The 16127-nt window shown below is 72.9% G+C and carries 1 protein-coding gene; it reads right to left on the bottom strand.

Features of this window, described 5'->3' with window-relative positions:
• A partial coding sequence (locus ACFVYI_RS41250) for an SDR family NAD(P)-dependent oxidoreductase (protein ID WP_387895054.1) occupies window positions 1–16127 on the bottom strand: 16127 nt, incomplete at both ends.

The following is a 16127-nucleotide window of genomic DNA, read 5'->3' as shown; positions in this document are numbered from 1 at the left end:
TGACCGATGTTCGACTTCACCGAGCCCAGCCACAGCGGGTGGCCGGACCCGCGCTCCCGACCGTAGGTCGCCAGCAGTGCCTGCGCCTCGATCGGATCACCCAGCGTCGTTCCGGTGCCGTGCGCCTCCACCGCGTCCACGTCGGCCGCCGACAGTCCGCCGCTGGCCAGCGCCTGCCGGATCACCCGCTGCTGCGACGGACCGTTCGGCGCCGTCAACCCGTTCGACGCACCATCCTGGTTCACCGCACTGCCGCGCAGCACCGCCAATACCCGGTGCCCGTTGCGCCGAGCGTCCGACTGGCGCTCCAGCACCAGCATGCCCACACCCTCGCCCCAGCCCACACCATCTGCGGCATCGGCGAAGGCCTTGCTCCGGCCGTCCGCCGCAAGGCCGCGCTGCCGGGAGAACTCGACGAACGTCGTCGGGGTGGACATCACCGTCACCCCGCCGGCCACCGCCAGCGAGCACTCACCGGAACGCAGTGCCTGCGCCGCCAGGTGCATCGCCACCAGCGACGACGAGCACGCCGTGTCCACCGTCACCGCGGGGCCTTCCAGTCCCAGCGTGTACGACACCCGCCCCGACGCGATGCTCGGCGCACTGCCACTGCCCTGGTAACCCTCGAACTCACGACCACCCAACAGGCTCGCGTAATCGCTGTACATCACACCGGCGAAGACACCCGTCCGGCTGCCGCGCAGCGAGGCCGCGTCAAGTCCCGCGTGCTCGAACGCCTCCCACGACGTCTCCAACAGCAACCGCTGCTGCGCATCCGTCGCCAACGCCTCACGCGGACTCATCCCGAAGAACTCGGCATCGAACTCACCCGCCTCGTACAGGAAACCGCCCGACCGCGTGTACGACGTACCGAGGTGATCCGGATCGGAATCGAAGAGCGACTCCACGTCCCACCCACGATTCGTCGGGAAGCCGGAGATCGCGTCGACACCCTCCGACACCAACCGCCACAGGCCCTCCGGCGACCGCACCCCACCCGGGAAACGGCACGCCATCCCCACGATCACCACCGGATCGTCCACCACCGACGGCAGCACACTCGGCGGGACGTCCGCTTCGGCCTCGCCACCGAGCAGCTCCGCCATCAGGAACCGGACCAACGCCTCCGCCGACGGGTAGTCGAACACCACCGTCGCCGGCAGCCGAAGGCCCGTCACCGCCGCTAGCCGGTTGCGGAGTTCCACTGCGGTCAGCGAGTCGAATCCGAGATCCTGGAACGCCTTCGTCGCCTCCACCTCGGCCACGCCGACATGGCCCAGCACCAGCGCGATCTGCGCACGCACCACGTCGAGCAGCGCCTCACGGCGCTGGTCCGCCCCCAGACCGGACAACCGCCCGACCAGCTCGGCCGCTGCCCCGCTCGTCGCGCTTCGACGCACCGGCACCCGAACCAGACCACGCAGGAACGCGGGCACCTCACCCCGCGCGCGCAGAGCCGCCAGGTCCAGGCGAACCGGGAGGACGCTCGGTTCCTCGTGGGACGTGGCCGCGTCGAAGAGCGCCAGGGCCTGCTCCGGCAAGAGCGGCGGCATTCCGGCGCGCGTCATCCGCTCGATGTCGGCGTCGCCGAGGGCACCGGTCATGCCACCGTCCTGGGTCCACGGACCCCATGCCAACGACACCCCCGGCAGCCCAGCGGCGCGGCGATGCCGTGCCAACGCGTCCAGAAACGCGTTACCGGCCGCGTAGTTGGCCTGCCCCGCACTGCCGAACGTCCCCGCCACCGAGGAGAAGACCACGAAAGCCGACAGCTCCAAGTCCTTCGTCGCCTCGTGCAGATTCCAGGCCGCGTCCACCTTCGGCCGCAACACCGCCGCCAGCCGCTCCGGCGTCAGCGAACCGACCACCCCGTCATCCAGCACACCCGCCGCATGCACCACCGCACCGACCGGATGACGGGCGACCAGCGCGTCCACCGCCGCACGATCCGCGACATCACAGGCCTCCACGACCGCCTCGGCCCCCAGCGCCGCCAACTCGGCCACCAACTCTGCCGCGCCCTCGGCCTCCGCACCACGACGGCTCACCAACAACAGACTCCGCACACCATGCTCGACCACCAGATGCCGAGCCACCACCCTGCCCAGCCCACCCGTACCGCCCGTCACCAGGACCGTACCGTCGCCGCCCCACTCCGGCACGGTCAGCGCGTCCTGAGTCGGCACCCGGGCCAGCCGCGCCGCCAAGACCTCACCACGACGCACCAACACCTGCGGCTCGTCCGACACCAAGGCACCCGGGGGCAGTTCACCCCCACCCTCCAGATCCACCAGACCGAACCGACCCGGATTCTCCGCCAACGCCGACCGCACCAACCCCCACACCGCAGCGCCCGCCAGGTCCACACCCGACACCGCACCACGCGTCACGAACACCAACCGCGACGCCGCAAACCGCCCCTCCACCAACCACGACTGCACCAGACCCAACACCCACGACGTCACCGCGTGCACGGACCCGGGCACACCATCGAACGACTCCGGGGCCAACTCGACCACCACCGCGCCCGGCACATCCACCAACGACGCCAGATCAATGTCCTGACCGACCGTCACGAACGAAGTCGGCTCCCCGACCGCCACCGGCACCCAGTCCACCCGGAACAACGCGTCCCGGGCAACCGCCCCCACCCCGCCCAACTGCGCGGCACTGACCGGCCGGACCGCCAACGACTCCACCGAGACAACCGGCGCACCCGAAGCGTCCGCAACCGCCAGCGACACCGAATCCTCACCGGTCCGGGTCAGCCGCACCCGCACCACCGACGCACCCGAAGCGTGCAACGACACACCCGACCACGCGAACGGCACACCACCCCGCCCCCGCGCCTCGCCTTCGACGCACGCCGAGGCGTGCAGGCAAGCGTCCAGCAGAGCCGGATGCAGGCCGAACGCCCTGGGGTCCACGCCCTCGGGGAGCGCGACTTCGGCGAACAGGTCGTCGCCGATTCGCCAGGCCGCCCTGAGACCCTGGAACGTCGGACCGTAGTCGAACCCGGCCTCCGCGAACCTGTCGTAGACACCCGTCACGTCCAACGACTCGGCGCCCACCGGCGGCCACACCGCCGCGTCGAACACCGCCGGCACCGCACCCGCGCCCAACACCCCACTGGCGTTCAGCGTCCACATCGCCCCGTCGTCACCGGCGGGACGGGAGTGCACGCTCAGCGAACGCCTACCCGACTCGTCCGGCTCGCCCACCCACACCTGCACCCGCACATCGCCGCCCGGACCGACCAGCACCAGTGGCGCGGCCAGCGTCAACTCCTCGACCAGATCGCAGCCGACCTCGTCACCCGCCCGCACGGCGAGTTCCAGCAGCGCGGCACCCGGGACCAGGACCGAACCCAGGACCGCGTGCTCCGCCAGCCACGGGTGCGACTGCAGCGACAGGCGGCCGGTGAACACGAGCCCGGCCGAACCCGCCAACTCCACCGCGCCCGACAGCACCGGGTGCTCCAGCGACTTCAGCCCGACCGACTCGGCACTGCCGGCGAAGGTCATCACCGAGGGCCAGAACCGCCGGTGCTGGAACGCGTAGGTGGGCAGGTCGACGCGTCGCGCCCCGGTGCCGGCCAGGGGCTCCGACCAGTCGAGCTTCACCCCGCGCACATGCAACTCCGCCAGCGCGCGCAGCACGGTCGTCTCCTCGCCGCGGTCCCTGCGCAGCACGGGGACGATGAGGGCGTCCTCGGTGACGGACTCGCGGACCATCGCGGACAGCACCCCGTCCGGGCCGAGCTCGACGAAGCGGGTGACGCCCTGGGCCGCCAGGGTGCGCACACCGTCGGCGAAGCGGACCGCCTCCCGGACGTGGCGCACCCAGTACTCCGGCGAGCACAACTCCTCACCCGTGGCCAGGCCACCCGTCAGATTGGACACCACCGGCAGCGTGGGCGCGCTGAACCGCAGTCCCGTCACCACCTGGCGAAACTCGTCGAGCATCGGATCCATCAACGGCGAGTGGAAGGCATGCGAGACCCGCAACCGCGTCGCCTTGCGACCCTGCTGCTCGAAGTGGCCGCGGATCCGCTCCACCGCCTCCTCGGTACCGGAGACCACGAGGGACGTGGGGCCGTTGACCGCCGCGATCGAGACCAACTCGTCCAGCAGCGCCAGGACTTCGCCCTCGCCCGCCTGCACGGCGAGCATCGCACCGCCCTCCGGCAGCGCCTGCATCAACCGACCCCGCGCCGACACCAGAGCACAGGCATCCGCCAGCGAGAACACCCCCGCCACATGGGCCGCGGCGACCTCGCCGATCGAGTGACCCGCCACGAAGTCCGGCCGCACCCCCCAGGACTCCAACAGTCGGAACAGCGCCACCTCCACCGCGAACAGCGCGGCCTGGGCATGCACCGTCCGGTTCAACAGCTCTGCGTCCTCGCCCCACACCACCTCCCGCACCGACTTGAAGCCCAGCTCCGCACAGACCGCGTCGAACGCCTCCGCGAACACCGGGAACCGGCCGTACAACTCCCGCCCCATACCCAGCCGTTGCGACCCCTGCCCCGAGAACAGGAAGGCCAGGAGTCCCGCCGACCGGGTCGCCGTGGGCGACTCCCCGCGCGCCAGCGCGCCGAGCCCGGTGACCAGCTCGTCCCGGTCGGCGGCGAGAACCACCGCGCCGTGGTCCAGCACGGCCCTCGTCGTGGCCAGCGAGTACGCGAGGTCGGCCGGACGGAGACCGGGCTCACGGGTGACCAGTGCGAGCAGCCGCTCGGCCTGCGCCCGCAGGGCCTCCGGTGTCGCTGCCGTCACCACGCAGGGCGCCGGCGGGGCCGCGACCGTCGGCGCGGACGGGCCTGAGGCGGCCGGCACGGGCGCCGGTGCCTCCTCCACCAGCACGTGCGCGTTGGTCCCGCTGATCCCGAACGACGACACACCCGCGCGGCGCGGACGGTCGGCCGCGCTCCACTCCCTGCTCTCGGTCAGCAGCCGGACCGCGCCGACGGACCAGTCGACCTGGCGGGTCGGTTCGTCCACGTGGAGCGTGGACGGCAGCACCCCGTGGCGCATCGCCATCACCATCTTGATCACACCGGCCACACCGGCGGCCGCCTGGGTGTGACCGATGTTCGACTTCACCGAGCCCAGCCACAGCGGGTGGCCGGCCGGCCGGTTGCGGCCGTAGGTCGCCAGCAGTGCCTGTGCCTCGATCGGATCACCGAGCCTGGTCCCCGTGCCGTGCGCCTCCACCGCGTCGATCTGATCGGCGGCCAGCCGGGCGTTGGCCAGGGCCTGGCGGATCACCCGACGCTGGGACGGGCCGTTCGGCGCGGTGAGGCCGTTGCTCGCGCCGTCCTGGTTGACCGCCGAGCCGCGGACCAGGGCCAGCACGGGGTGGCCGTTGCGCACCGCGTCCGACAGGCGCTCGACCACCAGGAAGCCCGCGCCCTCGGCGAATCCGGTGCCGTCGGCGGCGGTGGCGAAGGACTTGCACCGGCCGTCGGAGGCGAGCGCCCCCTGTCGGCCGAACTCGGCGAAGACTCCCGGGGTGGCCATCACGGTGACGCCGCCGGTGACGGCGAGCGAGCACTCCCCCTGGCGCAGGGCCTGCACCGCGAGGTGCAGCGCGACCAGCGAGGAGGAACAGGCCGTGTCCACCGAGACGGCCGGCCCTTCGAGGCCGAGCTTGTAGGACACCCGGCCCGAGACCACGCTGCCGTTGCCGTCGCTGCCCGGGTAGTCGTGGTACATCACACCGGCGAACACCCCGGTGCGCGAGCCCCGCAGTGAGGTGGGGTCGATCCCCGCCCGTTCCAGCGCCTCCCAGGACAGTTCGAGGGTCAGCCGCTGCTGCGGGTCCATGGCCAGCGCCTCGCGCGGGGAGATCCCGAAGAAGCCCGGGTCGAACGCTGCCGCGCCGTCCAGGAAGCCGCCCTCGCGGGTGTGCTGGCCGGCCGGACCGTCGCCGCGGGGATCGCGCACCGGGGCGAGGTCCCAGCCGCGGTCGGCCGGGAACCCGGAGATCCCGTCACCGCCGGATGCCACCAGCTGCCACAGCTCCTCCGGGCTGCTCACACCGCCGGGGTAGCGGCAGGACATCCCGACGATGGCGATCGGCTCGTGCCGGGTGGCGGAGAGTCGACGGTTGTGCACGCGCAGCCGGGCGACCTCCTCGCGCACGGCGCTCAGCTCGGCGGCGTCCTGGTCGCCCTCCTCCTGGCCACGCGCCGGGCGGTCGGCCTCGTCGTTCCCGGCTTCCGCGAGGGCCGCGGGTCGGACCTCCGCCAGCTCCAGCAGGCTGTCGATCAGCCCCGCGTCGCGAAGCCGACTCGTCGGGATCGACCGGAGCGCCGAGCGGACCTCGTCCTCACCGTCGCCGTCGCCGTCGCCGTCGCCCTCGCCGAGGAGGGCGAGGATGTGGTCGGCGACCGCCCGGGCGTTGGGGTGGTCGAAGGCGAGGGTGGCCGGCAGGCGCAGTCCGGTGCGGGCGTTGAGGTGGTTGCGCAGTTCGGTCGCCGCCAGGGAGTCGAAGCCCAGCTCCTGGAAGGCCCGCTCCGGCTCGATCGCCTCGGCCGAGGCGTGGCCCAGCACACCGGCGACCTGGGCGCGCACCACCCGCAGCACCTCACGCTCCCGCTCGCCGCCGCTCAGGCCCGCGAGGCGCTCGCCCAGCGAGGTGGCGGGTGCGGACGAGTCGGCCTGCGCCGCGCGGCGCACCGTCGGTGCCAGGCCGCGCAGCAGTGCGGGGACGTCGTCGGTGCGGGTGCGCAGAGCGGCGGTGTCGACGCGGATCGGCACCACGGTGGCCCGCTCGGAGCGCAGCGCGGCCGCGAACAGGGCCAGGCCCGCCTCGTGCCTGAGCGCCGGAACGCCCTGGGCCGCCATCCGCTTGCGGTCGACCTCGGTGAGGTGCTCGCCGAGTCCCGCACCGACTTCCCAGAGGCCGAAGGCCATCGAGGTGGCCGGCAGGCCCTCGGCACGACGCCGGACGGCGAGCGCGTCCAGGAAGACGTTCGCCGCCGCGTAGTTGCCCTGGCCCGCCGTCAGCACCAGACCACCGGCCGACGAGAACAGCACGAACGCCGCCAGGTCCATGCCCCGGGTCAGCTCGTGCAGATACCAGGCCGCATCCGCCTTCGGGGCCAGCACGGCATCCAGTTGTCCCCGGGTGAGCGAGCTCATCAGCGCGCTGTCGCCGATGCCGGCCGCGTGCACGACCGCCGTCAGGGGCCGCTCGGCCACGATCCCGCCGACCAGACCGGCCAGCGCCGCCCGGTCCGAGACATCGCAGGCCACGATCCGCACCTGGGCACCCAGCCCTTGCAACTCGGCCGCCAGCTCCGCCGCACCCGGCGCGTCCGGGCCACGACGGCTGGTCAGCACCAGATACCGCACACCCCGCTCGACCACCAGATACCGGGCCACCACGGCGCCGAGGCCGCCCGTCCCACCCGTGATCAACACCGTGCCCTCGGCGTCCAGCGACACCCCGGAATCCTCGGCCGGCAGCCGGACCAGGCGCGGGACCAGCACCTCGCCGCCACGCACCGCCGACTCCGGCTCACCCGAAGCCACCGCCCCCAGCGCGAGCGCCGGATCGACGCCCGCCTCCAGGTCCACCAACAGGAACCGCCCCGGATTCTCCGCCTGCGCCGACCGCACCAGACCCCACACCGGAGCCTGCACCACATCCAGCCCCTCACCCTCCCGGACCGCCACCGCCCCCCGCGTCACCACCACCAACCGCGAACCGGCGAACCGCTCCTCCGAAAGCCAGGACCGCACCACCCCCAACACCCGACCCGCCACCGCCCGCACCCCGAACGGCACATCCACCCACCCCGACGACCCACAATCCAGCACCACCACATCCGGCACCCCACCGGACTCCGACAACCCCTCCCACCCCGACCACGACACCCCGGCCACAGCACCCGACGACACCGCCGACCACTCGACACCGAACAGACTCTCGCCGGAAGCCACGCCCAACTGCTCGGCCGACACCGGGCGGCCCACCATCGACCCGACCGACATGACCGGCCGACCCGACACGTCTGCGAGGGCGAGCGACAGGCCACCGTCACTTAGACGCGTCAGCCGCACCCGCAACGCCGACGCACCCACCGCGTGGAGGGACACCTCGTTCCACGCGAACGGGATCTCCAACTCGCCTGTGCCGGTGAGGATCGCGGCATGCATCGCCGCGTCCAGCAGCGCGGGGTGCAGACCGAACCCCGCACCGTCCACCCCCTCGGGCAACACCACCTCGGCGAACAGCTCGTCGCCACGCCGCCAAGCAGCCTGGAGACCCTGGAACACCGTCCCGTAACCGAACCCGGCGTCCGCGAACCCTTCGTAGGCCCCGTCGGTGGACACCGCCTCGGCCCCGGTCGGCGGCCACTCGCTCAGCTCGAACGCCCCGGCGGGGCCGTGCGAGGTCGTCGTCAGGAAGCCCGAGGCGTGTCCGGTCCAGCCGTGCTCCGGCTCGTCCTGCCGACGGGAGTGCACGGTGACCGACCGCCGACCGGACTCGTCGGGCTCACCGACCCGTACCTGGAGCTGCACACCGCCCTGCTCGGGCAGGACCAACGGCGCGGCCAGCGTCAGCTCCTCCAGTGCCCCGCAGCCGACCTCGGCGCCCGCCCGCAGGGCCAGCTCGACCAGGCCCGTGCCGGGCACCAGCACGCGGTCGAAGACCGTGTGGTCGGCCAACCACGGGTGCGACTCCAGGGACACCCGTCCGGTGAACAGGAACCCGGCCGGGTCGACCAGTTCCACGGCCGCGCCGAGCAGCGGGTGGTCCGCCGAACCCACGCCGGCCGCGCTCAGATCGGCGAGCGGGCTCGTGGCTCCGAGCCAGAACCGCTGCCGCTGGAACGCATAGGTGGGCAGGTCGACTCGTTCCGCCCCGGTGCCGGCGAAGAAGGCCTGCCAGTGGACCGGCACGCCGGACGTGTGCAACCGGCCCGTCGCCGCCGCCAGCGTCGACACCTCGTCCCGGCCCGCGCGCAGCAGCGGGACCAGCTGTGTCCGGGCCGCCTCGCCCACCAGGCAGTCCTGAGCCATCCCCGTGAGGACGGCATCGGGCCCGAGCTCGACGAAGCGGGTGACGCCCAGGGCCGCCAGGGTGCGCACGCCGTCGGCGAAGCGGACCGCCTCGCGGACGTGGCGCACCCAGTACTCCGGCTCGCACAGTTCCTCACCCGTGGCGAGTCCGCCGGTGAGGTTGGACACGACGGGGATGGTGGGCGCCTTGAACCGCAGTCCCGTCACCACCTGGCGGAACTCTTCGAGCATCGGGTCCATCAGCGGCGAGTGGAACGCGTGACTCACCCGCAGGCGGCTCGTCCTGCGGCCCTGCTGCTCGAAGTGGCAGCGGATCCGCTCCACCGCCTCCTCCGTGCCGGAGACCACGAGGGACACGGGGCCGTTGACCGCCGCGACCGAGACGAACTCATCCAGCAGCGAAAGGACTTCGTCCTCCGTGGCCTGCACCGCGAGCATCGCGCCGCCCTCCGGCAGCGCCTGCATCAGCCGGCCACGTGCCGCCACCAGGGTGCAGGCATCCGCCAGCGAGAGCACCCCCGTCACGTGGGCCGCGGCGACCTCGCCGATCGAGTGACCGGCCACGAAGTCCGGCCGCACCCCCCAGGATTCGAGCAGCCGGAACAGCGCCACCTCCACCGCGAACAGCGCGGCCTGGGCATGCACCGTCCGGTTCAAAAGCTCCGCGTCGTCGCCCCACACCACCTCCCGCACCCCGCCCAGCTCCGCGCAGACCGCGTCGAACGCCTCCGCGAACACCGGGAAGCGGGCAGACAACTCCCGGCCCATGCCGAGGCGTTGTGATCCCTGGCCGGAGAAGAGGAACGCCGTCCGGCCGGCGCTCCGTGCGGACCCGGTGAAGACTCCGGGCAGGGTCCCGCCCTCGGTCAGGGCACGAAGTCCGGCCAGCAGTTCGGCGCGGTCGCTGCCGACCACCACCACGCGCCGTTCCAGTGCTGCCCGGGTGGTCGCCAGCGAGCAGGCCACCTCCAGCGGTTCCAGCTCCGGACGGGACTCCACGAAGGCGAGCAACCGCCCGGCCTGCGCCGGCAGCGCCTCCGGCGTCGCGGCGGACACCAGCCACGGAACCGCCGCGCCGGAGGCCTCCGCGACCGTGCGGGCGGTCGGCTGCGGCCCCTGCTCAAGGACGACGTGCGCGTTGGTGCCGCTGATCCCGAACGCCGACACGCCGGCCCGGCGCGGCCGACCGGTCTCCGGCCACTCCTGCGCCCCGGTCAGCAGTTCAACGGCCCCCTCGCTCCAGTCCACGTGCGCCGAGGGCTCGTCCACGTGCAGCGTCTGCGGCAACACGCCATGGCGCATCGCCATCACCATCTTGATCACACCCGCCACACCCGCCGCCGCCTGCGCATGGCCGATGTTCGACTTCACCGAGCCCAGCCACAACGGCCGCTCGACCTCGCGCTCCCGGCCGTAGGTCGCCAGCAGCGCCTGCGCCTCGATCGGGTCGCCCAGCGTGGTCCCCGTGCCGTGCGCCTCCACCGCGTCGACCTCGGAGGCCGACAGTCCGGCGCTCGCCAGTGCCTGCCGGATCACCCGCTGCTGGGAAGGCCCGTTGGGCGCCGCGAACCCGTTGCTCGCGCCGTCCTGGTTGACGGCCGTGCCGCGCACCACCGCGAGCACCTGGTGGCCGTGGCGCACCGCGTCCGACAGGCGCTCGACCAGCAGCACGCCGACGCCCTCGGACCAGCCCACGCCGTCCGCCGCGCCGGCGAACGCCTTGCACCGCCCGTCGACGGACAGGCCGCGCTGGCGGCTGAACTCGATGAACATGCCGGGGGTGGACATCACGGTCACACCGCCGGCCAGCGCCAGTGAGCACTCCCCGGCACGCAGCGCCTGCACCGCGAGGTGCAGCGCGACCAGCGAGGAGGAACAAGCCGTGTCCACCGTCAGTGCCGGGCCCTCCAGGCCGAGCGTGTAGGACACCCGGCCGGAGACGACGCTGCCGCCGCTGGTGCCGGAGGGGTTCGCGTTGAGCGCGTAGTCGTGGTACATGACACCGGCGAAGACACCGGTACTGCTGCCGCGCAGCGACTGCGGGTCGATCCCGGCGCGTTCCACCGCCTCCCACGAGGTTTCGAGCAGGAGCCGCTGCTGCGGGTCCATGTAGAGCGCCTCACGCGGTGAGATGCCGAAGAAGCCGGGGTCGAACGCGGCCGCATCGTGCAGGAAGCTTCCCCGGCGCGTGTAGCTCCGGCCCTCCTTGCCCGGCTCCGGGTCGTAGAGGTCCTCGATGTTCCAGCCGCGGTCGGTCGGCAGGTCGGACACGGTGTCGGAGCCGTCGAGCAGCAGCTGCCACAGCTCCTCGGGGGAGGTCACGCCGCCCGGGTAGCGGCAGGCCATGCTCACGATCGCGATCGGCTCCTCGTCCGCCCGCTGCGTTTCGGGCCGGCCCGTTGCGGCGTCCTCGTTGGTGGCGTCGCCGAGGAGGACGAGGATGTGGTCGGCGACCGCCCGGGCGTTGGGGTGGTCGAAGGCGAGGGTGGCCGGCAGGCGCAGTCCGGTGCGGGCGTTGAGGTGGTTGCGCAGTTCGGTCGCCGCCAGGGAGTCGAAGCCCAGCTCCTGGAAGGCCCGCTCCGGCTCGATCGCCTCGGCCGAGGCGTGGCCCAGCACACCGGCGACCTGGGCGCGCACCACCCGCAGCACCTCACGCTCCCGCTCGCCGCGGCTCAGGCCGGCAAGCTGCTGCTCCAGCACGGCCGCCGAGGCGGCACTGCGGGCGTTGCCGAGGCGCCGGGGGCGCGGTGCCAGGCCGCGCAGCAGTGCGGGGACGTCGTCGGTGCGGGTGCGCAGAGCGGCGGTGTCGACGCGGATCGGCACCACGGTGGCCCGCTCGGAGCGCAGCGCGGCCGCGAACAGGGCCAGGCCCGCCTCGTGCCTGAGCGCCGGAACGCCCTGGGCCGCCATCCGCTTGCGGTCGACCTCGGTGAGGTGCTCGCCGAGTCCCGCACCGACTTCCCAGAGGCCGAAGGCCATCGAGGTGGCCGGCAGACCCTCGGCACGACGCCGGACGGCGAGCGCGTCGAGGAAGACGTTCGCCGCCGCGTAGTTGCCCTGGCCCGCCGTCAGCACCAGACCACCGGCCGACGAGAACAGCACGAACGCCGCCAGGTCCATGCCCCGGGTCAGCTCGTGCAGGTACCAGGCCGCATCCGCCTTCGGGGCAAGGACGGTGTCGATGCGCTCGGGCGTCAGTGCGCCGACCAGCGCGTTGTCGCCGATGCCGGCCGCGTGCACGACCGCCGTCAGTGGCCGCTCGGCCACGATCCCGCCGACCAGACCGGCCAGCGCCGCCCGGTCCGAGACATCGCAGGCCACGATCCGCACCTGGGCACCCAGCCCTTGCAACTCGGCCGCCAGCTCCGCCGCACCCGGCGCGTCCGGGCCACGACGGCTGGTCAGCACCAGATGCCGCACACCCCGCTCGACCACCAGATACCGGGCCACCACGGCGCCGAGGCCGCCCGTCCCACCCGTGATCAACACCGCACCCTCGGCGTCCAGTGACACCCCGGAATCCTCGGCCGACAGCCGGACCAGGCGCGGGACCAGCACCTCGCCACCACGCACCGCCGACTCCGGCTCACCCGAAGCCACCGCCCCCAACGCGAGCGCCGGATCGACGCCCGCCTCCAGATCCACCAGCAGGAACCGCCCCGGATTCTCCGCCTGCGCCGACCGCACCAGACCCCACACCGGAGCCTGCACCACATCCAGCCCCTCACCCTCCCGGACCGCCACCGCCCCCCGCGTCACCACCACCAACCGCGAACCGGCGAACCGCTCCTCCGAAAGCCAGGACCGCACCACCCCCAACACCCGACCCGCCACCGCCCGCACCCCGAACGGCACATCCACCCACCCCGACGACCCACAATCCAGCATCACCACATCCGGCACCGCACCCTGGTCCGACAACCCCTCCCACCCCGACCACGACACCCCGGCCACAGCACCCGACGACACCGCCGACCACTCGACACCGAACAGACTCTCGCCCGCGCCCAGCTGCTCAGCCGTGACCGGCCGCCCCGTCACGGACCGGACCGACAGCACCGGCCGGCCGGCCGTGTCGGCGACCGCCAGCGACAAACCACCGTCGCCGAGACGCGTCAACCGCACCCGCAACGCCGACGCACCCACCGCATGGAGGGACACCTCGTTCCACGCGAACGGGACCACGGTCCCGCCGCTCCCGCTGTCCAGGATCGCGGCGTGCATCGCCGCGTCCAGCAGCGCGGGGTGCAGACCGAACCCCGCACCATCCACCCCCTCGGGCAGCACCACCTCGGCGAACACCTCGTCGCCACGCCGCCAGACCGCGCGGAGCCCCTGGAACACCGGCCCGTACCGGTATCCCTGCGCGGCGAACCCCTCGTACGCGCCGTCGACCGCCACCGACCCGGCGCCGCGCGGCGGCCAGACGGAGGTGTCGAACGGCAGTGGCCCACCCGTGCCCTCGGCCAGGACACCACGGGCGTGCTCGACCCACGCCGCGCGCGTCTGGTCCTGGTCGTCCGGCTGTGAGTGCACGCTCAGCACACGCCGCCCGGCGTCGTCCGGCGCCCCGACACGCACCTGGAGCCGTACGCCGCCCTGCTCGGGCAGCACCAACGGCGCGGCCAGCGTCAGCTCCTCCAGTGCCCCGCAGCCGACCTCGTCACCGGCCCGCAGAGCCAGCTCCAGCAGCGCCGTCCCCGGCACCAGCACCGCGCCCTGCACAGCATGGTCGGCCAGCCACGGGTGCGACTGCACCGACAGGCGGCCGGTGAGCAGGATGCCCTCGTCGGTCGCCAGAACAGCAGCCGCGCCCAGCATCGGGTGCTCGGGCGACTGCAGGCCCGCGAACCGGACATCCCCTGTGCGCAGCACGGGACCAGCGGGCCAGTAGTGCCGGTGTTGGAAGGCGTAGGTGGGCAGTTCGACGCTTCGGGCGCCGGTGCCGGCCAGGAGGGCCGTCCAGTCGACGGTCACACCGTGGACGTGGAGCGCGGCGAGCGCCTGGACCGCCGTCGTCTCCTCGTCCCGGTCCCTGCGCAGGACGGGGACGGTGAGGGCGTCCTCGGTGACGGACTCGCGGACCATCGCGGACAGCACCCCGTCCGGGCCCACCTCCACGAAGCGGGTGACGCCCTGGGCCGCCAGGGTGCGCACGCCGTCGGCGAAGCGGACCGCCTCGCGGACGTGGCGCACCCAGTACTCCGGCTCGCACAGTTCCTCTCCCGTGGCGAGTCCGCCGGTGAGGTTGGACACGACGGGGATGGTGGGCGCCTTGAGCCGCAGTCCCGTGACCACCTGGCGGAAGTCTTCGAGCATCGGGTCCATCAGCGGCGAGTGGAAGGCGTGACTCACCCGCAGGCGGCTCGTCCTGCGGCCCTGCTGCTCGAAGTGGCAGCGGATCCGCTCCACCGCCTCCTCCGTGCCGGAGACCACGAGGGACACGGGGCCGTTGACCGCCGCGACCGAGACGAACTCATCCAGCAGCGACAGGACTTCGTCCTCGCCCGCCTGGACGGCGAGCATCGCGCCGCCCTCCGGCAGCACCTGCATCAGCCGGCCACGTGCCGCCACCAGGGTGCAGGCATCCGCCAGCGAGAACACCCCCGCCACGTGGGCCGCGGCGACCTCGCCGATCGAATGACCCGCCACGAAGTCCGGCCGCACCCCCCAGGACTCCAACAGCCGGAACAGCGCCACCTCCACCGCGAACAGCGCGGCCTGGGCATGCACCGTCCGGTCCAACAGCTCCGCGTCGTCGCCCCACACCACCTCCCGCACCCCGCCCAGCTCCGCGCAGACCGCGTCGAACGCCTCCGCGAACACCGGGAAGCGGCCGTACAACTCCCGGCCCATGCCGAGGCGTTGTGATCCCTGGCCGGAGAAGAGGAAGGCGCGCTTGCCCGCACCCACCGAGCCCTCGACCACACCGGCCGCGGGCCCAGCCGCCGCCAGCGCGGCCAGCGCCGCCGTGCGATCCGAAGCCAGCACCACCGCACGGTGGTTGAACACCGAGCGCTCGGTCGCCAGCGAAAGGGCAACGTCCAGCGGGGACACCTCGCCCTGCTCCCGGACGTGGGACAACAGGCTCGCCGCCTGGGCACGCAGCGCGGCCGCCGTCCGCCCGGACAACACCCAGGGGACCACACCCGGCGTCACCACCGGCGGCTCAGTAGCCGGTGGTTCCGCCGGCTCGCCCTGCTCCAGGACGACGTGCGCATTGGTGCCACTGATCCCGAACGAGGACACACCCGCCCGACGCGGGCCTGTTCCCCGCGGCCACTCCACCGCCTCCGTCAGCAGCTCGACAGCGCCCGCCGACCAGTCCACATGCGAGGACGGCTCGTCCACGTGCAGCGTCTTCGGCAGGACGCCATGGCGCATCGCCATCACCATCTTGATCACACCCGCCACACCCGCCGCAGCCTGCGTGTGACCGATGTTCGACTTGAGGGAGCCCAACCGGACCGGCCGGTCCTCGGGCCGGTCCTGTCCGTAGGTGGCGAGGATGGCCTGTGCCTCGATCGGATCACCGAGGGTGGTGCCCGTCCCGTGGCCCTCCACCGCGTCCACGTCGGCCGCCGACAGTCCGCCGCTGGCCAGCGCCTGGCGGATCACCCGCTGCTGCGACGGACCGTTCGGCGCCGTCAACCCGTTCGACGCACCGTCCTGGTTCACCGCACTGCCGCGCAGCACCGCCAACACCCGGTGCCCGTTACGCCGAGCATCGGACTGGCGCTCCAGCACCAGCATGCCCACACCCTCGCCCCAGCCCACACCCTCCGCCGTGTCCGAGAACGAACGGCACCGGCCATCGGCCGACAAGCCACCCTGACGCGAGAACTCCACAAAGGTGCTCGGCGTGGACATCACCGTCACACCGCCGGCCACCGCCAGCGAGCACTCACCGGAACGCAGAGCCTGCGCCGCCAGGTGCATCGCCACCAGCGACGACGAGCACGCCGTGTCCACCGTCACCGCCGGACCCTCCAGACCCAGCGTGTACGACACCCGCCCCGACGCGATGCTCGGCGCACTGCCACTGCCCTGGTAACCCTCGAACTCACGACCACCCAACAGGCTCGCGTA

The sequence above is a fragment of the Kitasatospora sp. NPDC058218 genome (assembly GCF_042882445.1).
In the GTDB taxonomy this organism is placed as follows: Bacteria; Actinomycetota; Actinomycetes; order Streptomycetales; family Streptomycetaceae; genus Kitasatospora.
The sequence above is the reverse complement of the archived record's forward strand: the minus strand, read 5'-3'. Positions and strand labels throughout refer to the sequence as shown.